Source organism: uncultured Sphingomonas sp., assembly GCF_964243315.1.
In the GTDB taxonomy this organism is placed as follows: Bacteria; Pseudomonadota; Alphaproteobacteria; order Sphingomonadales; family Sphingomonadaceae; genus Sphingomonas.
On sequence record NZ_CAXTEM010000014.1, the window covers coordinates 18,918 to 41,885 of the forward strand.

The window sequence follows — 22,968 nt, forward strand, 5'->3', positions numbered from 1 at the left end:
ACGTCAGGCCGCCGCGCCGCCATCGATGTTGAGCGTCGTGCCCGTGATGTAGCTCGCATCAGGCCCGGCGAGGAACGAGACCGCGCCCGCGATTTCCTCGACGTTGCCATACCTGCCGAGAGGAATAAACCCGATCATTTGCTGCGCGAACTCGCCGTCGGCCGGGTTCATATCGGTGTCGATCGGCCCTGGCTGCACCGTGTTGACCAGGATGTTGCGCGATGCGAGATCCTTCGCCCAGCCGCGTGCCAATGCTGCAACCGCGGCCTTCGTCGCGCTGTAAACCGCGGTCGCTGGAAAGGCGAGTTCGCCCGATACGCTGCCGATCAAGATGATCCGTCCGCCGTCGCGGATGTGAGGCAGGGCGGCGCGGGTGCCGACGTGCAAACCTTTGACGTTGACGGCGAACTGGCGATCATAGGTATCGTCGGTGTCCTCGGCGACAGCAGAGAATTCGGCAATGCCGGCATTGTGTACCAGGATGTCGATCGCGCCTAACGCTGCGGCCGCCTGCTCGACGCCAGCCCGCTGCGAAGCAGCGTCGGCAGCATCTGCCTGGAACGCGAAGGCCGTGCCGCCAGCGCCTCCGATCGCTGCGACGGTCGCGTCCGCCGCCGCCTTGTTGCCGGCATAGGTGATCGCAACCGCTGCGCCGTCGGCTGCCAGCCGCTTGGCTATCGCCGCGCCGATGCCGCGTGATCCGCCGGTGACGAGCGCCTTCTTGCCCTGAAGCGACATGTAATTTCTCCAAATTGTTGCCCGCGATCACGCCACTGTGCGCTGTCGGCCGACCAGCAGATGGGACGCTTTACCAATAGTTCAGTATTGCCGAACTATGAAATCGACGAAGCATTCTTACATCGGCGTCATGCCTCGCTTCACCCATCCCCGGCTTGCGGACGTACCGCTCGACCTCGCGCTGCACGCGCTGGCCGATCCCAACCGGCTCGGCATGGTGGCGCGGCTGGCAGCGACCGAGCGGCTGAGCTGCACCGATGCGGCGCCCTGTGATTCCATCCCCAAGAGCACGCTTTCCAACCATCTGAAGCTGTTACGCGCCGCCGGGTTGATCGAGACGACACAATCCGGTCGCGAAATGATCAACACCCTTCGCCGTAGCGACTTCGACCAACGCTTCCCTGGTCTGCTCGACGCGGTGCTGGCTCATCAACCTTAGTGATGCGCGTGTGCAGTATGTAGTAAGTAGCGGAGTATAACCGTGGGCGGACTTCGGCTGGGAAGAGCCAAATTACCTCACTTGCGTCGATATACCATGATTGCCTCTCCGGAGTTCTTGGAAACTGCATGCAAATTCATGAAGTTTGTCCCTAAGCACATCAAGGAAGAGAGGCGCCTTGCGCGGGATGAGCTGCCCTGTCGGATCATTGCCAGAAAAGCTTCAAGACTGACGGCTGCAGGCTTTCACCGACCGATCTTTAGCCGCACGCCGATGACGACTGCGTCACGAACTCTGCGGTCGCCGCCGGGATCTACTATATATTGCACGTCTGGTTGTGCACTTAGCCACGACGTGAGGACCGCATTGTAGACCGCTTCGAACACGATCTCCCGCTTGCCGGCGTCCACGCCTTCGTTGCGCTGCGCGGCGCGGTAGCGCCGGCCGAAATCAGCTGCCGCAAACGACAGACCGATCTGGTCGCCGCCTCTGCTTTTGCTCAGACCTGAATAGACCAGGCCAACACCGAAATAGCGATGGACCGGATTGTACCGCGCATCAGCCAAGCCAAACCGCAGCCATCCGGCAAGACCTGCGGCATCATCGCTACGACCGCCTGTCAGACGGTGCTCGGCAAAGACGTAGACTCCTTTGTTGCCGCGGCGGGTGTCGCTGGAGGTGATGGGGGCGAACCGGGCGGTATAGCCCCACGTTCCGATCCCGGCCTTGGTGCCACCGCGCAAGTAGTTCAGTTCCGCCACGAGAAGCGCACCATCTTGCGAGGATAGCTTGATCGCGGTTCTTCGGGGATGATCGGGATCGCCCGGCACCCCATCGAGTATTGCCGCCCGCACGAGCCAATGACCGTCGAGTGCGGCCTCACCGCGCAGCGCCAGCGAGGTCTTCGGAAATATCGATGGGCCGCTTCGCCCTGATTGGGAAAAGTCAGGCCCGATCCCGTGCGAGGAGAGCAAGAAAAGCCCGCCGCTCTGCGTGGTGTCGAATTCGGAATTCAGGTTGTAGAGCCCAGCCTTCAGCGACCCTCGTCCACCGACGTCCTGTTCTATCCAGGCTTCGAACAATCGCGCCGCGCGTATACCGGTTTCGATGTTGGAGATCGTCTGAAAGTCACCGACCAGCTCCGATAGCGATCGGCCATTATTGTAGATCGCATAGGCAAACAGGCGTGCGCCTCGCCAACCGAGCGCCCGTTCGGCGTCGACCGCGACCTGCAGATCCAGGTTGTCGAGATACCGCGCGCCCTGTTCTATCCCACCGTCGACATTCGCCCGCAGCTCGGCTGTGTAAACCGCCGAGAATTCGACCGCTTTGCCGGCGCGCTCGTTCGCGGAACGAGGATAGCCGGTCGGACGCTCATCCTGGGCGAGGGCCGCCGTCGGGGTAGCGAGCAGCCCGAAGCAGATCCACAAAACCCGCTTGCTGCGCCTGCACGGCCTCGTGCGGCCGGCCCCCGGCCCTTCGAATAGAGGTGCAGATCGGTCTGACGGTTGCGACATCGCGACCGTTGCTAAAGGAGATGAGCCACGGTGTCTCGGCAGCAGGACGATCGGGAGGGGTGCGACCGGTCATGCCTGAGGTAACGAGCGCCGCTCAGGCCGCGGTCGACTGGCCGTGGGTCACATTTCTGTCACCGTTCATGCATAACGGCTATGCCTTGAAGGTTGGAACAGGGCCAACAATTCGCATGCTGCGAGTCGCAGTAATGTCGGATGCCCGGCCAGCCATTTGGGGAATCATGGTGATCTATAACGTCTCGCGTCGCGTGCTGCTTGCCAGTGTCGCTCTTGTTGTCGCTGCCCCCGTCGGGGCGCAGGACACGACACCCTCGACCGATCCGGCAGCCGCGGCGCCGACCACCGCTGCGGCCTCGTCCGATCAGGGCATCAGCGGTGCTCAATTGGCCGCCGCGGACGAGAACGGCCTCGGCGACATCGTCGTCACCGCCGAGCGTCGATCGGAGAACATCCAGCGTGTGCCGCTGTCCGTTTCGGCAATTCGCGGCGAAGACCTCCGTACCTTCCAGGCAGGCGGGGACGACATCCTGGCGCTCTCGGGCCGTGTCCCCGGGCTGTACGTCGAAACCACGACCGGCCGGATCTTCCCGCGCTTCTACATCCGCGGCCTCGGTAACATCGACTTCTATCTCGGCGCATCGCAGCCGGTGTCGATCGTGCAGGACGATGTCGTGCTCGAACATGTGGTGCTGAAGTCGAACCCGGTGTTCGACGTCGCTCAGACCGAAGTTCTGCGCGGCCCGCAGGGCTCGTTGTTCGGCCGCAACACGACCGCCGGCATCATCAAGTTCGACACGATCCGGCCGAGCCAGACGTTCGAGGCGCGTGCCGCCGGATCCTTCGGCAGCTTCAACACCGTCACCTTCGACGGCGGTGTCGGCGGACCGATCGTCGCCGACAAGCTCGCCTTCCGCGTGTCCGCCTTGTACCAGCATCGCGACGATTGGGTCGACAATGTCTTCGCGGGCACGAGCGCCGATGGCACCGTGACGCCCAAGAAGAACGCCATGGGCGGCTTCGACGAGCGTGACGTGCGCCTTCAGCTTCTTGCGACGCCGGTCGATCGACTGTCGATCCTGCTGTCGGGGCGGGCGCGGGACTATGATGGCACCTCGACCCTGTTCCACCGCGCGGCGCTGCAGAAGGGCTCCAACGACGTCTCTGCGGAACCGCGTAGCCGGGTTGCCTATGACGAGGCACAGAACAACCCGCAGCGGTACAAGAGCTATGGTGGGTCCGCGCACGTCGCCTATGATCTGGACCTCGCAACGATCACGTCGATCACCGCGTACGAGACCGCACATGGGTATAGCCGCGGCGACACCGATGGCGGCGCGGCGGCGAACTTCCCGGTCAACGGCGTGCCCAACGGGTTCGGCGAGAGCCAGGGGAATTTGCGCGATCTCGATCAATGGACGCAGGAGCTGCGCGTCGCATCGAACGGCGACACCGATTTCAAGTGGCAGTTCGGCGGCTTCCTGTTCGACAGCCGCGACACCACTGATTTCTACCAGCGCGCCTTCTTCCTGAACACCGCCGCACGCAATCCGAACAATTGGGTGCGGCTGCGCAACGTGAACACCAGCTACGCCGTGTTCGGTCAGGCGAGCTATCGGTTTACCCCGGCGTTGACGCTGACGGCGGGCGGCCGCGTCACCGAGGACAACAAGCGGACCCGGCTGATCAAGACGGCCGACACCGCCGCGGGCGCGGTTACCTATCGCGGCCGTACCGACGTGTCGCTGTCGGACACCCAGCCAAGCTGGGACGTGTCCGCGCTCTATGAAGCAGCGCCTTCGGTCAACCTCTACGCTCGCGTTGCGCGCGGCTTTCGCGGGCCGACGATCCAGGGCCGTTCCGCGGTATTCAATTCCGATTTCACGACCGCGGAGTCCGAGACCAACGTCAGCTGGGAGGCCGGCTTCAAATCGCAGCTGTTCGACAATACGCTCCGCTTCAACGCCAGCGCGTTCACCTACACGGTGAAGGACATCCAGCTGAACGGCAACGACGTGAATGGCAATGGCGTCCTGTTCAACGCCGACAAGGCGCGCGCCTATGGCCTGGAGGCGGAGATCGACTGGCGGCCGGTGTCCAACTTGGCGCTCGGCGCCGGTCTCTCGCTGCTGCATAGCGAGATCAAGGACCCTCGCGTCTATGCGCAGGTCTGCGCTCTCAACGGTCTCGTCGTGTGCACCGTCGAGAACCCGACCATCAAGGTCGGGGCGAACACCTTCGCGCAGATCAACGGCGAGCCGCTGCCGAACGCACCGGAATACAACATCGATCTGACCGCGCGTTATGATCAGCCGCTGGGGAACGGCGGCAAGGCGTTCGTCGCGGGCGACTTCAACATCCAGGGCTATACGCAATTCGTGCTGTACCGCACCAAGGAGTTCGCCGCGAACGGCAACTATGAGGCCGGCGTGAAACTCGGCTACGTCACGCCCGACGATCGCTACGAGCTGGCTCTCTTCGGCCGCAACATCACCAACCAGAAGAACCTGAAGGGTGTGATCGAGAATTACATGGCGGCGGTGTTCAACGAGCCGCGGGTGATCGGTGTGTCGTTCAGCGCCCGAACCCGCTGATCGCGCGAGGGCGGTGCAGGTAGGTAGCTTGGTTGATTGCAGCCGATGTGCGTTGCACCCGGTACGCAGTCGCCAAGCATACCGCCCACGATCCGCGTCGAGCATCAGCGATGATCGCTACTCCGATGCCACCGCCCCGAGGCGGCATTCCGCTCGAGCGGTCAGTAGGCGATCCGGAGGCTGATGGTCGCCAACGGCACCACCGTGCCGTGCTCGGCATCCGGACCGCCGAGGCGCCGCAGCCTGTCGCTGCGCACGACGGCGAGCGCTTCGGCGCGGAACTGCCATTTGGCGCCTGCCATCTCGATCGGATGCGAATAGGCCGCACCGATACTGCCATAAGGCGCGTTGCCGCTGCCCGCGTCATAGAAATCGTCCCAACCCACGCCCGCCAGCGCGGGAAAGCTTAACGCGGGTCCATCGTCCTGCCGCGTCAGGTCGATCGCAGGTTCGATGCCGATCTGGGTGAAGAGACCGCGCCCGCCCTTCGGTCGCCAGGTCACGACCGCGGTCGGCGACAAAGAGCCGAGCGCGGCTCCGCCGCCTAGTGCGCTGGTGAGGCTCAACTCGTGGGTGCTAGAGGAGACACCGTTCGGGCTCGTCTTGATCGTGTAGACGATGCCCGTCTGAAAGTTCTCAGCGGGCGTTACGACGACCGCGAGGGCGTTGTTGCTTTCGTACCATGCACGCGGAGACGCGCGCTCCGCCGATACCGGGGCGTGGACGCCGTTCGAGCTATTGAACACCAGGTACACGTCCGCCTCGTCTGCGGCGTTCCGGTGGAGTTCGGCCGCGAACCCAAGCTGAAGATGCACCGGCAGTCGGTCGAGGTCTGCCGCATCGTCGTCGTAATTACCGCGCGCGAAATCGCCGTTGCGCACGTTGAGTCCCACGGACGGATGCACGCGGCCGCTACCAACCGACGCGGATCCGAGCGAGGCATCCTCCGTGTCGATCGTCGGCACCTCCTGTGCGCTCGCGGTTGCGGGCAACGCCATCGCAACCGCCAGCGCGAACAATTTCCGTGACGCGATGCTCGACATGACAATTCCCGGGGGATGCGCCCAACGCGATCCGCTACAGCGACCTTCCGCCCGTCGCAGGCGGTGACTGCGAGGCCACGCGATCGCCGGCGTAGCTCACGCGCCAGAGGGTGTTGCCGACGTCATCCGCGACCAGCAACGCGCCGGTGCGATCGATCGCGACCCCCACGGGCCGACCGTGAGCCTTCCCGTCCCTCAAGAAGCCCGTCACGAAGTCCTGCGGGATGCCCGTCGGGCGCCCGCCACGGAAGCCGATGAACGCCACCTTGTAGCCATGCGGATCGGTGCGGTTCCAGCTACCGTGCTCGCCGACGAAAGCCCCGCCGCGGAAACGGTTGGGGAAGCTGGCGCCGGTGTAGAAGGTCAGTCCGAGCGCCGCGACATGCGAACTCAATGCATAGTCGGGCCGAATCGCGCGCGCGACGAGATCGGAACGCTGGGGGCGCACGCGCGGATCTACGTGCTGGCCATAATAGCTATAAGGCCAGCCGTAGAAGCCGCCCGGACGAACCGACGTCATGTAATCGGGAACGAGGTTGGGTCCGAGCTCGTCGCGCTCGTTGACCACCGTCCACAGGGTGTTGGATCCCGGATAGAAGGTGAGGCCGTTCGGATTGCGCAGACCGGTCGCGAATGTCTTCATGAGTCCGGTCCGCGGGTCGACCTCGTGGATCGCCGCCCGATCGCGCTCGGCATCCGACCCGCGCTCCATCGCGTTGCTGTTCGAACCGACGCTGACGTAGAGCCGCGATCCGTCCGGGCTCGCCGCCAGGCTCTTGGTCCAATGGTGGTTGATCGATCCTGCGGGCAGATCGACGAGCTTCGTGCCGGGTGCGCTTATCCGCGTCTCGCCCGGCGTGAACGGATAGCGGACGATCGCGTCGGTGTTCGCGACGAACAGGGAGCCGTTCAGCACCGCGATACCGAACGGCGCGTTCAGATGATCGACGAGCACCGAGCGGAGTTCGGGCCTGCCATCGCCATTCGCATCGCGGACCAGCGTGATCCGGTTGCTCGCCTGTGGTGCTTGCCCGCTCTTGGTCTGCGAGTGCGCGCGCGCCATGATCCAATCCCGTATCGGATCCTTCGGCCGCTGGACCGGCTCGCCGCCCTCGTGCCGAGATTCGACGATCAGGACGTCGCCATTGGGCAACGCCAGCACGTTGCGCGGGTTGGACAGGGCTTGCGCCACCGCCGCGATCCGGAAGCCCGCCGGGACGGTCGGGGTCTCGCCGCGTTGCCAGCCGACCGTCTCGAATACGCCGACGTCGGCTACGAGTTGCTCGTGTGGCGCGGGCAGCAGCGGATTGGCGCCGAATTGACTATTCGCGTCGATCGATTGACCGCTGCCGCACGCGGCCAGGGACAGCAGGCACAGGGTGGCGAGCAAGCTACGGTTCATCGTACGAACTCCGCCGTGCGGTGGTAAGCGGATTGCCAGAACCACCCGGCCAGCAGGCCGAGCAACGCGGCGACGATCGAAAGCGTCAATCCTGTCGGCACGACGGCGGTCCACCCGTCGCGCGCGTGGATGAACGAGTTGAAGACCTCGACCACCCAAGCGGCGAGCAGCAACAGGAAATGAGGCAAGAGCCGCCGCCGATCATGCGCGCGGATCAACTCGACGATCAGCAAGGCACCCGCAACGCCGCCACCGATCAGGCCGGCAAGCAGGAGCCAGGACGAGAAATCGAGCCACATCATGTCGGCGCTGGCGATGTACGCCAAGTCTGTGATCAGCACGCCGACGAAGCAGATGATCGGGATCGGCAAGACTGCCGCATATAGCGGATGCGCCCTGGGTCCGAGCAGCCTCATCGGGGTTGGAACTGCGCTTCTTGCCATCGTCTGCATCCTCACCGTGAAGCTGCCGAGAGTACGAGCGGTCGCGACGACAGTTCCCAAAACGAAACGATGTTAGGATGTTAGCTAGCCCTCGCCCTCTCACGGCTGATCTATGATGCTCCCTCGCCTGACGCAGCGACCTGTCGCGCTGGCGGTTTGTCACTGCCCCAACAGCATCCGACCTGATGGCCGAGGACAGCGCCCCGCCCGTTCCGGAGAAGGGCGCTGCTGCAGCCGGTGCTCGAGGACTGGTGGCAGCCCTTCTCCGGGCCGTTCCTCCATCACTCCAGCCGTACACCCGTGCCGCCGCCGCTCCGCGCGTTCATCGACCATTTACGGGGGATGCGAGGCTTGCTTGCGCGGGGCCGGACACCAACGCTCACCCTTATTTCCTTCTAACCTACAGGAGCGTGGAGGCGGCACTGCGCTGGTTTCGGCCGTCAGGCGCTTTCTGGCACGCTCAGCGCTGGTTGTCGGTGAATTTTATGCTTGACTATTGACGGCTCCATTGAGATGGCGAAGTACATACTTCAGCGAGGAGCTTACCATGACAGCAGTCGCCGCCGTCCACGGCAGCTTTACGATCGAACGGCGCTACCCGGCCGCTCCCTCCAAGGTCTTCGCGGCTTGCGCCGATCCGATGCTCAAGAGGAGCTGGTTCGCCGAAAGCGACACACACGAGATCGAGGCATACGAGAGTGATTTCCGCGTCGGCGGTGAAGAGCGCCTGACCTACAGGTTCGGGTCGAGTACGCCCTTTCCCGGCGCAAAGCTGACCAACGAGGGAGTTTATCACGACATCGTCGACCAGCAGCGCATCGTCACGTCCTCTCGGATGGCGCTAGAAGGGAGACCGATCTCGGTGGCACTAGAGACCATCGAGATCGCCGCGGCAGGGAAAGAAACCAGCCTCACCTGCACTTTCCAAGGCGTGTTCTTCGAGGGCTCCGACGGTCCAGCGATGCGCGAACAAGGCTGGCGCGACCTGCTGGACCGGCTCGGTCTCGCACTGGCGAGCTAAGGTGGTCCGTCCGCGGCGATCGGCAAGCACCGATCCGACCGACCTGATGTTCCAGGCCTTGGGCGATCCGACGCGGCGGCGCCTTGTCGAAATGCTCGGCACGCGTCCGCACGCGGTAACGACCTTGGCCGAGACCTGTGGGATCACCATCACCGCTATCGGCCAGCACATCCGCGTTCTTGAGAAGGCCGGCCTGGTGACCAGCAGCAAGCTCGGCCGGGTCCGTTCCTGTCAGCTCGATCCGGACGGACTTGCGATCCTGCAGCGTTGGCTAGATGCCCGCCGATCCACCTGGGAGAAGCGCCTCGACGCTCTTGGCGCGCAACTCGCCCGTAGGGAAGAGGGATGAGTGGTCGGGCGGCAGGACCAGAGAAAGCCGCTTGAACCTTGCCCACCCGTTGGAGGAATCTTGGATCACGAAGATTGCCCTGCGTAAGCAGACGGTCGAGTTCAGTGAGGGCTGCCGCTTCGAGACGCGCGCTGTCGGGTAGAGCGATCCCGGCGACCGGGGAAGGTCAGTCGAAACGCAAACGCGTTGACCTCCAGCCTGTGACTATGCCAGGGACCGACGCTTCGACGATCCAGCCGTGACGCGAGTGCAAACACGCACAATACGCACGCTAAGTCGTTGATCTGCGGGTGTAGCTCAATGGTAGAGCAGAAGCCTTCCAAGCTTATGACGAGGGTTCGATTCCCTTCACCCGCTCCACCCTCAACGCCAACTATCGAACCTCGACGTAAAATGCTGGCCGGCGGCCTGGGGTTAGCGCTCCGTTCTACGCCGCTGATGGCCCGCGCACCCGCGCCTGTCTTGTTTCGAGACACCGCCAGCCCCACGCCATTTTCACGCCGGAACCGGTTCGCGTGTGCCGCATTCCATCGATGCAGCCCACGTCGATCGCATGTGCGATCGGCGTCCTGGAGCCCGGCATCTCTGTATGTCGGGCTCCGTTTTCTGCCGCATCCCGCCGCGCTCACATTGATCTAAGTTGCTACCGGAACACGCTAAAAGCGCGGTCTCCTTAACGTGTCGGTATCATAGTCTCGGCTAATCGATCTGCATGGGTGCAGATCATACGCACATCGATCGGATCGACCTGACGACGGGACCCTGGGTCTGGGCGGTGCTCGCCAGCGTCGCATTGGTTGCCATCGGTGCGATCTGGTGGCGGCAGGTGATCCATGCGCGCACGCTGGCGGCTCGGCTCGAAAAGATCGTCGGGCAGATCGGCATCGGGTCGGTCGCGGACCGGCTCGCGCGCGGGATCGAGACGGTGGAGCAGCGGCTGGAACCTGCCCGACGCGCGGACCAGCGCCACTCGCTGACCGGGTTGCCGACACGCGAGCCGTTGATCTCGGCGATGATGCGCGATCGTCATGGGCTGCTCGGGGTGGTCGGTGTCGGCGATTTCGATCGGCTGTGCGCGTTCGATCCGACGTTGGGCGAAGGCGTGCTGCTGTCGATCGTCGATCGGTTCGCGCGAATGTTGCCGCCCGAACGACTGGTTGCGCATGTCGATCGCGCCAATCTTGCCATCTGGTTCGGTCCCGATGTCGACACCGCTGCCGCGCAAGGCGAGCTCGACGTGATCGGCTACGCGCTGAGCGACGCGATCGTCGTAGGCGGCCGCAAGATCCTCCCGGAGATCCGGATTCGTCAGGCGGCACTGATCGACGACGGCGGCACGCCGCAGGACCTGCTCGCCCGCGCGCTGGCGTCGCTGACGCTCGACGGGAGCGCCGCTGCGATCGACGCCGGACTGACGATCGACCCCGCGGCGGTGGCGAGCGATCGCTACGCCCTCGAACAGGACCTGCGCCAGGCGATCGCCCGCGACCAGTTGCAGTTGCACTATCAGCCGCTGGTCGACGCTGCGGTCGGGCGGGTGTGTGGCGCCGAAGCGCTGATCCGCTGGGTCCACCCGGTGCGCGGCAATATACCGCCGTCGCGGTTCGTGCCGATCATGGAGGCGGGCGGGATGGCCCATCCGGTCGGCATGTGGATCCTCAACGTCGCGTGTCGCGAGGCCCGTCGTTGGCATGGCGAGGGGCTCGCCGGGCTGCGCGTCGCGGTCAACGTGTCGGGGCACCAGTTGCAGCGCGACGACCTGCCCGCGCTCGTCGAACGCGCGCTAGCCCGCCACTCGCTCGGCCCCGACGCGCTCGAAATGGAACTGACCGAGAGCGTCGCGATGGGCGATGGCGATCACGCGGCGCACCTGTTCCAGCAATTGCGCGCAACGGGCGTGCGGATCGCGATCGACGATTTCGGCACCGGCTATTCGAGCTTCAGCACGCTGAGAACGCTGTCCTTCGACAAGATCAAGATTGATCGCGAATTCATTACCAACGTCGACACCCGCCGGGATTCGCAGGCGATCTGCCAGAGCATCATCGCGCTCGGTCGCGGGCTGGGGATCAGGGTGCTTGCCGAGGGTGTCGAGCATCGCGGCGAATATGAATGGCTGCGGCGACACGGCTGTACGCACTTCCAGGGCTATTATTTCGCGCCGCCGCTGGATGGCGCGGCTTTCGTCGCGTTCGCGCGCAACGGCGAGAACCTCGCGCGGCTGCTCGCCGTCGATGGGCCCGCCACCATTGATCGACTGACCAAAAGGCTGACCGCATGACAGTGATGCACCGAAACATGGTCGGGCTTGCCCCACGCCTCGCGGCGCTGACGCTCGCGATCGCGGTCGCCGCCTGTTCGGGCGGTGGGCTCAAGCCCGTGGCGCAACTCCCCGCCCCGCCCCGCGCCGCGACCGCAGATGGCGAGATCGACGCCATCATCGGGCTGCTCGACGCGGGCGACACCAAGAACGCCGGCCGCCGCATCGCCGCCGCGCTGAAGCGCGATCCGATGAACGCGTCGATCCAGGTGCTGCGCGACTCGATCACCGACGATCCCAAACAGCTGCTCGGCCCGGTCAGCCACCCTTATACGACCAAGCCGGGCGACACGATGAACGGGCTTGCCGAGCGCTTCCTCGGCACCCGGCTGAAAGGCTATCAGCTGTCGCGCTACAACGGCATCTTGGTGCCGGCGACACTGGCAGCGGGACAGACGCTGCGCATACCGGGTGAGCCGCCACGCGTCGAGCCGGTGCGTCGTAGCGAGCCCCGTGCCGCCGCTCCAGCCACCGCCGCGCCCAAGCCGAAACCGGCTGCGGCAAAGCCGGTGGTGGCGACGAAGCCCGCCGCCAATCCCGTCGCCGCGCGGCAGGCGCGCGCGGCGGGGCTGGCCGCGCTCAACCAAGGCGACGTCGCCCGCGCCACCAACCTGCTGCGCCGCGCGACGCAGCTCGATCCGAACAACCCGATGATCGCACGCGATTTCGGCCGCGCGCAGCGGATCGCCGCGACCGTGAAGGCGCGCCGATGACCATGCTCGGCCGCTACCGCATCGAAGGGCGCCTCGGCGAAGGTGCGATGGCCGACGTGTTCCGCGCGCACGATCCGGGCATCGGCCGCACCGTCGCGATCAAGGTGCTCAAGCCCGAATATGGCCGCAATGCCGAACTCGGCGAACGCTTCCTGCGCGAAGCGCGCGCCGCGGGGGCGCTCAACCATCCCAATATCGCGACGATCTACGATGTCGGCGAGGCGGACGGCGTCGCCTATATCGCGATGGAACTGGTCGAGGGCCAACCGCTCGATCAGCTGATCCAGTCGCAGGGGCGTCTCCCCTATGAACGCGTGCTCACGATCGGGCAGCAGCTCGCGTCCGCGCTAGATTACGCGCACCGTGCCGGCATCGTCCACCGCGACGTCAAGCCGTCGAACATCCTGCTCACTGCGGATGGCCGTACCGCCAAGCTGCTCGACTTCGGGGTCGCACGGATCGGCGATCTCGATCCCGGCGGCAGCGAACAGCAATTGGCGCAGACCCAGGCCGGGCAGATGATCGGCACGCCGCGCTATATGAGCCCCGAACAGGCGCTCGGCATCGCGGTGGACCGGCGCTCCGACCTGTTCTCGCTCGGCGTCGTCCTCTACGAGATGATCACGGGCAAGGTGGCGTTCCCGGGCGTCGGGCTCGCGACCTTGGCGATCCAGATCGCGCAGGAGCGGGTCGAACCGATCGACCGCTCCGCCTCGGATTGCCCGCCTGGCCTGCGCTTCATCATCGACAAGCTGCTCGCCAAGAAGCCCGACCAGCGCTTCGCGGACGGCGACGCCTTGCTGAAGGCGCTGACACGGGAGCTCGCCGCCACCGTCGAGGCGTCGGTGCAGCGGCGTGGGCTGTCGCTGCGCGTCAAGCTGCCGCTGATGCTGGTGACGCTGACCGCGGCCGCGCTGGCGGCGAGCGTGACGATGATGCTCGCGCGCGAGCGACTGACGCTCGAACATATGGCCATCGTGTCGGGCAGCTCGATCGCGGCGTTCGTCACCGGCAATTCGGCGGTGCTCGCCGCCGACAATGCCGGCCTCGCGCCCGCCGACCAGGACTGGACGAGCCTCCAGGCGTTCGTCACCACCGCCGCGCGCGACCAGGGTATCCGCGACCTCGTCGTCGCCGACACCGGCGGGATCGTCCGCGCCGCCAGCGATCTGCGGCTGATCGGCAGGGCTTATCGCGCCGCATCGGGCGAAGCACCGATGGACGTCGATGCCGGCGGGGTCACCGCTGCCGCCGATCGGGGCAAGGGACCCGGGCTGCGCTTCGTTCGCCCGATCCGCTACGCCGGCGCCGAATTCGGCAAGGTCGATCTGGTTATCCGCCGCACCGCACTCGACGCAGCGATCGCGAACGCGCGGTTGCTGCTGATCCTGTTGTCGCTGGTGGTGATGGGCGTAGTGATGGTGGTCGGTTACCTCAGCGGGGCGATGGTCGCGCGGCCCTTGGCGCGGCTGCGGCTCGCCCTCGACGAGGCGGCGCAAAGCGACTTCGCGCTCCGCATCTCGCATCGGCGGCGCGACGAGTTCGGCGGCGTGTTCGACGCCTTCAACCGCGCCGCCGCCGCGGTCGAACCACATCTCGGCGGCACCGGTGCCAAGACCGAGGCCTCGATGAAGGCCACGCAGATCGCTCCCCCGATCCGCCGCGCCGCCTGAGAAAGCCAGCCGCCATGTACATGCTGCAATTGTTCGATGCCGACGACATGCTGACCCCGGTCGACGTCCGGCTGATCCGCGAGGGCATCCTGCGGATCGGTCGCGACGCCGACGCGGATTGGGCGATCGCGGACCCCGATTGCGCCTTGTCGCGCGCGCATTGCGAGCTCGCGGTGACCGGCGACGCGCTGACGCTGCGGTCGCTCGGCGCCAATGGCGTCTTCGACGACGACACCGGCGAGCGCTTCCCCGATGCCACCGACGTGGAGCTGCCGGTGCCGAGCGCGCTGCGGCTCGGCCGGTTCAGGATGGTCGCGACCCAGGCGCCGCACGACGACAGCGCGATCGATACCAGCCGCACGATGGTGCTGACGCCGCCCCTCGGCTCGTCGGTCGAGGTGCCGAGCGACTGGTCGGACGCCACCGCTGCGCCGGTCGCGTCGGGCGGATCGCTGCTCGAAGCGTTCTGCCAAGGCGCCGGGCTAGATTGTTCGCAACTGTCCGAAGAGGAGCCCGAGGAGATCATGCGTCGCGCCGGCGCGGTCTACCGGCAGATGGTGCTCGGCATCGGCGATCTTATGGCGGAGCGCGATCTGGCGCGCACCCGCTACCAGCTGACCCGAACCACGATCAGCGGCAGCAACAACAATCCGTTCAAATGGGCGCCGACCCAGCGACTTGCGATCGACCTGCTGCTGGTCGGATCGACCGGCTTCCTGTCGGGTCCCGCTGCGTTGAAGGCGTCGTTCCGCGACGTCAAACGCCACCTCGTCGCGACCTTTGCCGGACTGCAGGGCAGCCTGCGCGCCGCGATCGGCACCTTCGATCCGGCCGCGCTCGACGCGGCGATCGCCGACCGTGCGACCCTGTTGAAGAGCCGCAGCGCGCTACAGATGGGCGCCGTGGCGGATCGCCATGCCGATCTCGTGCGCCAGCTCGACCAGGCGACGCCCGGGTCGCTCGATCACGCGTTCGTCGCGGCCTATGGCGATGCCGAGTCGGCGATGATGCGCGATCCGGCGTGAGGCGCGCGATCCTGCCGCGCTGGGCGCGGTTCGCCGCATCCGTGCCTGAGGCAGCGACGGTACGCTACCGCTCCGCCGCGCGCACGCATGTCGGCCGGGTCCGGTCGGTCAACGAAGACAGGCTGCTCGATCGCGGCGACCAGGGGTTGTGGGTGATCGCGGACGGCATGGGCGGGCACCATGCGGGTGCCGCCGCCGCGACGACCGCGGTCGAGGTGCTGGCACGGCTCGCCGACCGTGCAACGCCGATCGGGCGGGCCGACCTGCTCGCCGCGATACGCGACGCCAACGACCGCATCCATGCGGGGAGCGCCGCCGACGCGGGCACGAGTGGCGCAACCATCGTCGCAATGACTGTCCTAGGCCTCCGGGCGACGATCTGCTGGGCGGGCGACAGCCGCGCTTACCGCATCCGCAACGGCATCGCCGAGCGGCTGACCCGCGACCACAGTCTGGTGCAGGAGTTGGTCGATGCCGGCGTACTCGCCGAGAACGCGGCCGAACGGCACCCCCGCGCCAATGTCGTCACGCGCGCGCTGGGCGTCGCGCCCGCCGTCGAGATCGACGTCGCGGCAGTCACTCTCGCCACGGGCGACCGGCTGCTATTATGCTCCGACGGCATTTCGCGCTCGCTCCACCCGCGCGATTTCACGACCATGCCGGTCGCGATCGACGCCTGTGCCGATCGGTTGCTCGCCAACGCGCTGCAACGCGACGGCAGCGACAATGCCACGTTGATCCTTGTCGATCTGCTCGGCGACGCAGCGGCAACGATGTCCTAAAGATCGATTCACGATACTCGGCAGGCGCGTGAAAAGCATTGCCGGTTAGCATGTTGCGATGACCGCGAACCCCCAGCGCCGCACCGAACCGCAACACGACGACGATCGCCGCAGTGCCCCGCGCCACGCGATCAAGCTCGTCGGGCACGCCGTCGTCGGACACGGCCCGAGCGTCGCGGTGATGCTGCACGACGTGTCGGAATCGGGATGCCAGATCGCGCAATCGGACTGGCTCGGCGACGCCTCCACAGTGATTCTCACGCTCGATGGGTTCGCGGCGTTCGAATGTACCGTGTCGTGGACGTCGAGCAACGCCACCGGCATTCGTTTCGACGAGCGGCTGCACCCGGCGGTGCTGCGCCAGATCGTCGCGCTCGGCCAAGGGCGCAAGCGCGCGCAACGCCTGCTCGGCGGCGCGCTAGTGCGGCGCGACGAGGGGGACCGTCGCTGGCGCGTGGCGAAGGACATCGTCATCGAACGTCAGCGCGAACGCGATGGCGGCGAGCCGATCGTCGCGCGGCTCTTCGACCTGTCGAGCGCGGGTTGCCGGGTCAGTTCCGACGTACGGTTGTCGCCGGGCCTCGACGTCATGCTGTCGATGCACGGGCTCGATCAGGTGCGCGCCACCGTCTGCTGGTCCGATAGCAGAAATGCGGGCCTGACCTTCGTCGAGCCGATCGATGCCGCCGCGGTCGAACGGTTCGCGACCGACAAGCTGATCCACCTGCCACGGATCGATCGTACCGGTAGCGACTGATCACGCTCATAATCACGGTGCGCTACCGAACCGGTTTGCTCGAACGAACGACACCGGATAGGGCCGATTCGGGGAGAGGCTGGATCGGGGTGCAGGCATGAACTGGGCTGCCTTAAGCGACATGGGCCGGCGCAGGCCCATCGCGTCGCTGCTGCTCTCGATCGCGCTCGCCTGTCTCGCGATGACCGCGCGCGTCACGCTCGATCCCTGGCTCGGCGGTTATCCGCTACTGACCTTCTCGCCCGCTATACTTCTGGCGACGCTGCTTGGCGGGCGGCGCGGCGGGATCGTGTGCGCGGCCCTGTCAACGCTCTTCGCCTGGTACTTCCTGATCGAGCCGATCCGCAGTTTCGCGGTGGTATGGCCCGTCGGATTTCTGAAGCTCGGCGCGTTCGCCGCGATCTCGGCGCTGATCGTCGCGGTGATCGACGGCATGGCACGCGCGTTCGACCGCGCGCAGCGCAGCGACGCCGCCCGCGCAGCGCTCAATGCCGAGCTCGAGGAACGGGTGGTCGCGCGTACCACGGAGCTGAAGGACGCCAACGATCGCCTGACCCGGGAGATCGCCTACCGGGCCGCCGCGGAAGAGCAGGTCCGGCAAATGCAGCGGCTGGAGGCGATCGGGCAATTGACCGGGGGCATCGCGCACGACTTCAACAACATGCTGTCGATCATCATGGGCAATCTCAGCCTCGCCAGCCGGCGCATCGCCACCGGCAATGCCGACATCGTCCGCTATCTCGATAGTGCCAACGAAGGCGCCGCGCGCGCCGCGACGCTGACGCGGCGGTTGCTCGCCTTCGGCCGCCGTCAGCCGCTCGAACCCGCGGTGGTCGACGTCAACCGGCTGGTGACCGGCATGACCGACATGGTCCGCCGGACGCTGGGCGAGGAGATCCAGATCGAGACGATCCTGGCGGGCGGGTTGTGGATGACGCATGTCGATCCCGGCCAGCTCGAGAATGCGATCGTCAACCTGTCGATCAATGCGCGCGACGCGATGCCCGATGGCGGCAAGCTGACGCTCGAGACACAGAACGCGCATCTCGACGACGCCTATGTCGCGCACGAGAACGGGCTCGCGGCCGGCCAATATGTGATGCTCGCGGTGTCCGACACCGGCAGCGGCATGACGCCCGAGGTCGTCGCTCGCGCGGTCGAACCGTTCTTCACCACCAAGGAAGTCGGCAAGGGTACCGGGCTCGGACTGTCGCAGATCTACGGCTTCGCCAAGCAGACCGGCGGCCATCTGCGCATCTATTCGGAACCCGCGCACGGCACCACGATCCGCCTCTATCTGCCCCGCCACCACGGTGCCGCCGATGCGGCGGAACCGCAGCGAGCGCGCGAAACCGCGCCCGGCGGAACGACGGACGAACTGATCCTGGTGGTCGAGGACGAGGACGCAGTTCGCGCGACTTCGGTCGAGACGCTGCGCGAGCTCGGCTATTCGGTCGCGGAGGCGGCGGATGGCGACAGCGCGCTGGCGCTGCTGGAGTCGCTGCCGTCGCTTGCCTTGCTGTTCACCGACGTGGTGATGCCCGGCATGACCGGCGAGGCGCTGGCGCAGGAAGCGACCCGCCGGCGACCCGGGCTGAAGACGCTGTTCACCACCGGCTATACGCGCAACTCGATCGTCCATGGCGGCATGCTCGATCACGGCGTGCACCTGCTGCAGAAGCCGTTCACCGCCGACCAGCTTGCGCGCAAGGTCCGCGAGGTCATCGCAAGTTGACCCAAGACGGGATCGGCTATGTTGTCAAAGTCGTTTCGATGAAGGAACATCGGCCGGGTTCGACGAGTTGCACACGTACGAACTACCTAGGGAGGATGAACATGGCTGACTATCGAGACGACGACCGTACCACCACGCGCCGGGGCGGCGCCGGCCGGACCATCCTGATCCTGCTCGCGATCGCCGCCATCATCGCCGCGATCCTGTTCGCGACCGGTTTCTGGAGCGCGGACGTGAAGGAGGGCGCTCTGCCCGACGTCGATGTCAGCGCCAAGGGCGGTGCACTGCCCGATGTCGATGTCGATTCGAAGGAAGTCGTCGTCGGCACCAAGTCGACCACGGTCGACGTGCCGAAGGTGAAGACCGAGAAGGAAACGATCGACGTTCCCGTGGTCGGCGTCACCGACGACAAGAAGTAAGCGCGCCCGCGCGAGCGGGATGAGCTACTACCGGCGGCGGTCCCTGACGGGGCCGCCGTTTCGGCGTTTGGGGTGGGTCCGGGTGATCGCTCGGCTCGTGCGTTCGAATACCAAGGATCTTCCCCTTCCTTGTGTCCCCGCGAAGGCGGGGACCCGGTACTGGGCTCCCGCCTTCGCGGGAGCACAAGCCGGAGAGTGCCAATTCACGGTGCCTGAGGCAGACGAACATGCGCCGCCCATGCAGCGCAATACGACCTCAGGCCCGCAGCACCGCCGCCTCATAGTCGCTTTCCGCCAGCCCGATCAGCGCCCGGTCGTCATGCTTCCACGGGTGAAAGCCCGGCAGGAAATACGCCAGCCACACCCCCGAGATCTTCCGTGCCATCCCCGGGTTACCGAGCGCATACCACGCCAGCCGCGCCCAGATCCGCGGTCCGGTCAACCCGTCCTGCCGCAGCAATTCCAATATCCCACGCGTCCGCCCGGTGAAGAACCGCCACGTCGTGATCAGCATCACCAGCGACTTCACGCGCCAACGCCGCGCCCGAGACCAATCGCGGGTCGCGTGCAGCCAGGTGTCGTAGGCGACGCCCTTGTGCTCGATCTCCTCCGCCGCGTGCCAGCGCCACAGTGCCGCCGCCTGCGGATCGCCACCGGCCAGATGCCGCGGATCGGCGATCAGTTCGTGCGCCAGCATCGCGGTGAAATGTTCGAGCGCGGTGGTCGCCGCGAGGCTCGCGATCGGCGGACGTCCCTTGGTCAGCGCCAGCGCGGCATCGACGTCGCGGTCGAGCGGCGCGATGTCATAACCCTGATCGACGACATGGCGGTTGAACGCGACGTGTTCGCGGGTGTGGATCACCTCCTGCTTGATGAAGGCGTTGATCTCGGTGCGCAGCTTGGGCGGCGTGCCCTCGCGGAACTGCCGGACGCTGTCGACGAAATAGCCCTCGCCCTTGGGGAAGGTCACCGACAGCGCATTGTAGAAGGCGGTCGCAATCGGATCGTCGTTCAGCCACCAGCGCCGGATCGCGGTGCCGCGCCCGAAGCGCCGGTCGCGCGGGGTGATGGTGAGATCGGCGGGCGTTGTTGCTTTCGCCACGAAAGTCTCCGAACAAGGGGATCGCAATTGATACTTACAACGATGTTAATAGGTTCCGACCCGCGCCGTGACAAGCCTGCGTAAACGCCTTTCCCCTGCCGAATCGCGCGATGCCGCGCTCGATGCCGCCCGCGCGCTACTGGTAGAAACCGGGCCGCAGGCGGTCACGTTAAAGGCGGTGTCCGCGCGGATCGGGCGCACCCACGCCAATGTGCTCCATCATTTCGGCTCGGCCGAGGGCCTGCAAAAGGCGCTGATCGCGCGGATCGCGGAGGACATCGTCGGCACGATCGGCGCGGCAGTGCTTCGCGTCCGCGCCGGCGACCAGGATCCGCGCGAGGTGGTAGACCTCACCTTCGACGCGTTCGGCAAGAATGGCGCCGGCGCGCTTGCCAGCTGGATGATCCTCAACGGCAACGAAGACGCGCTCGACCCGATCCTCACCGCGATCCACGATCTGGTCGATCAGCTCGCCGAGGGTCACTCCCCCGCCGAAAAGCCGATCCACGAGGAAACCTTGCAGCTCGTGCTGATGGCGCTCGGCGATGCGTTGCTCGGCGCGCCGATGGCCCGCGCGCTGGGGCTCGACCGCGGCAAGGCGCGCGAGCTCGCCCTCGAGACGCTGGTCGCGGCGCGCACCGACGCTGGCGAAAAATAGCCCGACTCGCTAGAGGGCGCGAATGCATTTTCTAGACCAGGCCAAGATCTTCGTACGTTCCGGCTCGGGCGGCCCCGGCGCGGTCAGCTTTCGCCGCGAAAAGTTCATCGAATACGGTGGGCCCGACGGCGGCAACGGCGGCAAGGGCGGCGACATCGTGTTCGAAGCCGTCGCCGGGCTGAACACGCTGATCGACTTCCGCTACACCCAGCATTTCCGCGCGCCCCGCGGCAGCGGCGGATCGGGATCCAACCGCACGGGTGCCGGTGGCGACGATCTCGTCATCAAGGTTCCCGTCGGCACCCAGATCCTGTCCGAGGACAAGGAGGAGGTGCTGCTCGACTTCACTCAGGTCGGCCAGCGCGAGGTGTTCATGCGCGGCGGCGACGGTGGCCGCGGCAATGCCAGCTACAAGACCTCGACCAACCGCGCGCCGCGCCAGCACGGCACCGGATGGCCGAGCGAGGAAGGCTGGATCTGGCTGCGGCTGAAGCTGCTCGCCGACGCCGGGCTCGTCGGGCTGCCCAATGCGGGCAAGTCGACCTTCATCAACGCGGTCACCAACGCGCAGGCCAAGGTCGGCGAATACGCCTTCACCACCACTCGCCCGCAATTGGGCGTGGTCCGCCACAAGCAGCGCGAATTCGTCATCGCCGACATCCCCGGCCTGATCGAGGGCGCAGCCGAAGGCGCCGGGATCGGCGACCGCTTCCTCGGCCATATCGAGCGGTGCCGCGTTCTGCTCCATCTGGTCGACGCCAATGACGACGATGTCGCGGAGAGCTACCGCGTCGTCCGCGGCGAATTGGAGAACTACGGCGCCGGGTTGGTCGACAAGCCCTATGTCGTCGCGCTCAACAAGATCGACACGCTCGACGACGAACTGATCGCCGCGCTGTCCGCCGAGCTGGAAGCGGCAAGCGGCCGGCCGGTGCTGCCGATCTCGGGCGTGTCCGGCACGGGCGTCGACTGGGTGCTAGACGAGATGATCGAGGCGATTGGCCCTGCCCCGGGTGGCGCGGTGCCCGACAATGACGAGGGCGACGCGATCTCCTGGTCGCCGCTCGCCTGACGCCGGCCGGGGCATGATCTTCGCGCCTGCCTCGTGCCGTCGGCTGGTCGTCAAGATCGGCTCGGCCTTGCTCGTTGATCCCGACGGCGCGGTGCGACGCGAATGGCTCGCGACCTTGGTCGCCGATCTCGCCGTACGCCACAGGGCGGGGCAGCAGATCGCGATCGTCTCGTCGGGCGCGATCGCACTCGGCGCGCGTCGGCTGTCGCTGCCGAAGGGCGGCCGCGCGAGCCTGGAGGATGCGCAGGCCGCCGCCGCGACCGGGCAGATCGCGCTCAGCCAGACCTGGGCGGAACTGCTGGCGGCGGAGGGCCTGACCGCCGCGCAGATCCTGGTGACGCTGAACGATCTCGAGGATCGTCGCCGCTACCTCAACGCCGCGGCGACGCTCGATCGGCTGCTCGGGCTCGGCGTGGTCCCGGTGATCAACGAGAACGACACCGTCGCGACCGAAGAGATCCGTTTCGGCGACAACGACCGGCTCGCGGCGCGGGTCGCGCAGGCGGCGGGGGCGCAGGGCGTGATCCTGTTGTCGGACATCGACGGCCTCTACGACCGCAACCCCGCCGATGCGGACGCCCGACACCTGCCGCTGGTCGAGCGGATCGACAGCGCGATCGAGGCGATGGCCGACGCACGCTCGGCGTCGGGCATGGGATCGGGCGGCATGATCTCCAAGATTGCCGCGGCACGCATCGCTACCGGCGCCGGGGTGCCGCTGGTGATCGCGTCGGGACGGATCGATCACCCGCTCTCCGCGACCGCGCGCCACACGTTGTTCGCGGCGGAAAAGACCGCGTCCGCACGCAAGGCTTGGCTGGCGGGCGGGCTTACCGCGAAGGGCGTGCTGCATGTCGATGCCGGGGCGGCGCAGGCGCTCGGCGCGGGACGCAGCCTGCTCGCGGCGGGCGTGACCCGCATCGAGGGCGGCTTCTCGCGCGGCGATCTGGTCGCGATCCACGGGCCGTCGGGGGCGGTCGCCCGGGGCTTGATCGAGTATGACGCCGCCGACGCCGCGCGGCTGCTCGGCCGGCGGAGCGACGAACACGCTGCGCTGCTCGGTTACGCGCCACGTTCTGCGCTGGTGCATCGCAATCATCTGGCGCTGCTGTGATGCGGCAGCTGTTTAGCCCCGATTTACGCCACCACCC

21 protein-coding genes and 1 tRNA gene are annotated in these 22,968 nt (G+C 66.4%); 16 read left to right on the top strand and 6 right to left on the bottom strand.

Translation table 11 applies throughout. From position 1 onward, the window contains the following. Window positions 1-3: 3 nt before the first annotated feature. Window positions 4-738 (bottom strand): SDR family oxidoreductase, encoded by a 735-nt coding sequence (locus ACFE77_RS06650; RefSeq protein ID WP_375420847.1) that lies wholly within the window; start codon window positions 736-738, stop codon window positions 4-6. 130 nt (window positions 739-868) lie between these two features. Between ACFE77_RS06650 and ACFE77_RS06655 the strand changes: the two genes are divergently transcribed. Further along, window positions 869-1,177: an ArsR/SmtB family transcription factor gene (locus ACFE77_RS06655; RefSeq protein ID WP_375420883.1), complete on the top strand. Its 309-nt coding sequence runs from the start codon at window positions 869-871 to the stop codon at window positions 1,175-1,177. A gap of 245 nt (window positions 1,178-1,422) precedes the next feature. Here the strand turns inward: ACFE77_RS06655 and ACFE77_RS06660 are convergent, their stop codons facing one another. Beyond that, on the bottom strand, window positions 1,423-2,607 hold the full coding sequence (locus ACFE77_RS06660; protein WP_375420848.1) for a carbohydrate porin: 1,185 nt from the start codon (window positions 2,605-2,607) through the stop codon (window positions 1,423-1,425). Window positions 2,608-2,933: 326 nt separating this feature from the next. On the opposite strand from ACFE77_RS06660, the gene ACFE77_RS06665 reads away from it, so the two are divergent. Then, on the top strand, window positions 2,934-5,303 hold the full coding sequence (locus ACFE77_RS06665; RefSeq protein WP_375420849.1) for a TonB-dependent receptor: 2,370 nt from the start codon (window positions 2,934-2,936) through the stop codon (window positions 5,301-5,303). A gap of 161 nt (window positions 5,304-5,464) precedes the next feature. Here the strand turns inward: ACFE77_RS06665 and ACFE77_RS06670 are convergent, their stop codons facing one another. Genes ACFE77_RS06670 through ACFE77_RS06680 form a run of 3 tightly spaced genes read right to left on the bottom strand, consistent with a single transcriptional unit; the run spans window position 5,465 to window position 8,191 of the window. After that, window positions 5,465-6,346, bottom strand: a complete 882-nt coding sequence (locus ACFE77_RS06670) for a hypothetical protein (protein ID WP_375420850.1) — start codon at window positions 6,344-6,346, stop codon at window positions 5,465-5,467. 34 nt (window positions 6,347-6,380) lie between these two features. After that, complete coding sequence (locus ACFE77_RS06675; protein WP_375420851.1) at window positions 6,381-7,748, bottom strand: PQQ-dependent sugar dehydrogenase; 1,368 nt, start codon at window positions 7,746-7,748, stop codon at window positions 6,381-6,383. Then, a complete protein-coding gene (locus tag ACFE77_RS06680; RefSeq protein WP_375420852.1) occupies window positions 7,745-8,191 on the bottom strand; it encodes a DUF2231 domain-containing protein in 447 nt (148 codons plus the stop codon). The genes ACFE77_RS06675 and ACFE77_RS06680 overlap by 4 nt, the downstream gene beginning before the upstream one ends. Before the next feature lie 547 nt (window positions 8,192-8,738). Between ACFE77_RS06680 and ACFE77_RS06685 the strand changes: the two genes are divergently transcribed. From ACFE77_RS06685 to ACFE77_RS06735, 11 genes are all read left to right on the top strand, one after another. Further along, entirely contained in the window at window positions 8,739-9,212 is a 474-nt protein-coding gene (locus ACFE77_RS06685) for an SRPBCC family protein (protein WP_375420853.1), read from the top strand. A gap of 1 nt (window position 9,213) precedes the next feature. Beyond that, window positions 9,214-9,561: an ArsR/SmtB family transcription factor gene (locus ACFE77_RS06690; protein ID WP_375420854.1), complete on the top strand. Its 348-nt coding sequence runs from the start codon at window positions 9,214-9,216 to the stop codon at window positions 9,559-9,561. Between the two features lie 286 nt (window positions 9,562-9,847). Beyond that, window positions 9,848-9,921, top strand: a tRNA-Gly gene (locus ACFE77_RS06695). A gap of 352 nt (window positions 9,922-10,273) precedes the next feature. Beyond that, complete coding sequence (locus ACFE77_RS06700; protein ID WP_375420855.1) at window positions 10,274-11,842, top strand: putative bifunctional diguanylate cyclase/phosphodiesterase; 1,569 nt, start codon at window positions 10,274-10,276, stop codon at window positions 11,840-11,842. After that, window positions 11,839-12,594, top strand: coding sequence for a LysM peptidoglycan-binding domain-containing protein (locus ACFE77_RS06705; protein WP_375420856.1), 756 nt, complete (start codon window positions 11,839-11,841; stop codon window positions 12,592-12,594). The genes ACFE77_RS06700 and ACFE77_RS06705 overlap by 4 nt, the downstream gene beginning before the upstream one ends. Beyond that, on the top strand, window positions 12,591-14,267 hold the full coding sequence (locus ACFE77_RS06710) for a protein kinase (protein WP_375420857.1): 1,677 nt from the start codon (window positions 12,591-12,593) through the stop codon (window positions 14,265-14,267). The genes ACFE77_RS06705 and ACFE77_RS06710 overlap by 4 nt, the downstream gene beginning before the upstream one ends. A gap of 14 nt (window positions 14,268-14,281) precedes the next feature. Further along, on the top strand, window positions 14,282-15,292 hold the full coding sequence (locus tag ACFE77_RS06715) for a type VI secretion system-associated FHA domain protein (RefSeq protein WP_375420858.1): 1,011 nt from the start codon (window positions 14,282-14,284) through the stop codon (window positions 15,290-15,292). Further along, window positions 15,289-16,074 (top strand): PP2C family protein-serine/threonine phosphatase, encoded by a 786-nt coding sequence (locus ACFE77_RS06720; protein WP_375420859.1) that lies wholly within the window; start codon window positions 15,289-15,291, stop codon window positions 16,072-16,074. The genes ACFE77_RS06715 and ACFE77_RS06720 overlap by 4 nt, the downstream gene beginning before the upstream one ends. 58 nt (window positions 16,075-16,132) lie before the next feature. Next, window positions 16,133-16,831 carry a PilZ domain-containing protein gene (locus ACFE77_RS06725; protein ID WP_375420860.1) on the top strand — a complete coding sequence of 233 codons (699 nt, stop codon included), beginning with the start codon at window positions 16,133-16,135 and terminating at the stop codon, window positions 16,829-16,831. A 97-nt stretch (window positions 16,832-16,928) separates the two neighbouring features. After that, window positions 16,929-18,566 (top strand): ATP-binding protein, encoded by a 1,638-nt coding sequence (locus ACFE77_RS06730; RefSeq protein WP_375420861.1) that lies wholly within the window; start codon window positions 16,929-16,931, stop codon window positions 18,564-18,566. 101 nt (window positions 18,567-18,667) lie between these two features. Further along, a complete protein-coding gene (locus ACFE77_RS06735) occupies window positions 18,668-18,985 on the top strand; it encodes a hypothetical protein (RefSeq protein WP_375420862.1) in 318 nt (105 codons plus the stop codon). 256 nt (window positions 18,986-19,241) lie between these two features. On the opposite strand, the gene ACFE77_RS06740 is transcribed toward ACFE77_RS06735, so the two are convergent. Then, window positions 19,242-20,087 carry a metal-dependent hydrolase gene (locus ACFE77_RS06740; RefSeq protein WP_375420863.1) on the bottom strand — a complete coding sequence of 282 codons (846 nt, stop codon included), beginning with the start codon at window positions 20,085-20,087 and terminating at the stop codon, window positions 19,242-19,244. A 67-nt stretch (window positions 20,088-20,154) separates the two neighbouring features. On the opposite strand from ACFE77_RS06740, the gene ACFE77_RS06745 reads away from it, so the two are divergent. From ACFE77_RS06745 to proB, 3 genes are read left to right on the top strand one after another with little or no spacing between them, the layout of a single operon-like run. Beyond that, complete coding sequence (locus ACFE77_RS06745; protein WP_375420864.1) at window positions 20,155-20,745, top strand: TetR/AcrR family transcriptional regulator; 591 nt, start codon at window positions 20,155-20,157, stop codon at window positions 20,743-20,745. A gap of 22 nt (window positions 20,746-20,767) precedes the next feature. Next, a complete protein-coding gene (gene obgE, locus ACFE77_RS06750) occupies window positions 20,768-21,817 on the top strand; it encodes a GTPase ObgE (RefSeq protein WP_375420865.1) in 1,050 nt (349 codons plus the stop codon). Window positions 21,818-21,830: 13 nt separating this feature from the next. Further along, on the top strand, window positions 21,831-22,931 hold the full coding sequence (gene proB / locus ACFE77_RS06755; RefSeq protein ID WP_375420866.1) for a glutamate 5-kinase: 1,101 nt from the start codon (window positions 21,831-21,833) through the stop codon (window positions 22,929-22,931). Window positions 22,932-22,968: the final 37 nt, after the last annotated feature.

Bases quoted from the DNA above. Each gene is read 5' to 3' on its own strand.
- ACFE77_RS06650 (WP_375420847.1), bottom strand. From the start codon at position 738: ATGTCGCTTCAGGGCAAGAAGGCGCTCGTCACCGGCGGATCACGCGGC.
- ACFE77_RS06655 (WP_375420883.1), top strand. From the start codon at position 869: ATGCCTCGCTTCACCCATCCCCGGCTTGCGGACGTACCGCTCGACCTC.
- ACFE77_RS06665 (WP_375420849.1), top strand. From the start codon at position 2,934: ATGGTGATCTATAACGTCTCGCGTCGCGTGCTGCTTGCCAGTGTCGCT.
- ACFE77_RS06670 (WP_375420850.1), bottom strand. From the start codon at position 6,346: ATGTCGAGCATCGCGTCACGGAAATTGTTCGCGCTGGCGGTTGCGATG.
- ACFE77_RS06675 (WP_375420851.1), bottom strand. From the start codon at position 7,748: ATGAACCGTAGCTTGCTCGCCACCCTGTGCCTGCTGTCCCTGGCCGCG.
- ACFE77_RS06680 (WP_375420852.1), bottom strand. From the start codon at position 8,191: ATGGCAAGAAGCGCAGTTCCAACCCCGATGAGGCTGCTCGGACCCAGG.
- ACFE77_RS06685 (WP_375420853.1), top strand. From the start codon at position 8,739: ATGACAGCAGTCGCCGCCGTCCACGGCAGCTTTACGATCGAACGGCGC.
- ACFE77_RS06700 (WP_375420855.1), top strand. From the start codon at position 10,274: ATGGGTGCAGATCATACGCACATCGATCGGATCGACCTGACGACGGGA.
- ACFE77_RS06705 (WP_375420856.1), top strand. From the start codon at position 11,839: ATGACAGTGATGCACCGAAACATGGTCGGGCTTGCCCCACGCCTCGCG.
- ACFE77_RS06710 (WP_375420857.1), top strand. From the start codon at position 12,591: ATGACCATGCTCGGCCGCTACCGCATCGAAGGGCGCCTCGGCGAAGGT.
- ACFE77_RS06715 (WP_375420858.1), top strand. From the start codon at position 14,282: ATGTACATGCTGCAATTGTTCGATGCCGACGACATGCTGACCCCGGTC.
- ACFE77_RS06725 (WP_375420860.1), top strand. From the start codon at position 16,133: ATGACCGCGAACCCCCAGCGCCGCACCGAACCGCAACACGACGACGAT.
- ACFE77_RS06730 (WP_375420861.1), top strand. From the start codon at position 16,929: ATGAACTGGGCTGCCTTAAGCGACATGGGCCGGCGCAGGCCCATCGCG.
- ACFE77_RS06735 (WP_375420862.1), top strand. From the start codon at position 18,668: ATGGCTGACTATCGAGACGACGACCGTACCACCACGCGCCGGGGCGGC.
- obgE (WP_375420865.1), top strand. From the start codon at position 20,768: ATGCATTTTCTAGACCAGGCCAAGATCTTCGTACGTTCCGGCTCGGGC.
- proB (WP_375420866.1), top strand. From the start codon at position 21,831: ATGATCTTCGCGCCTGCCTCGTGCCGTCGGCTGGTCGTCAAGATCGGC.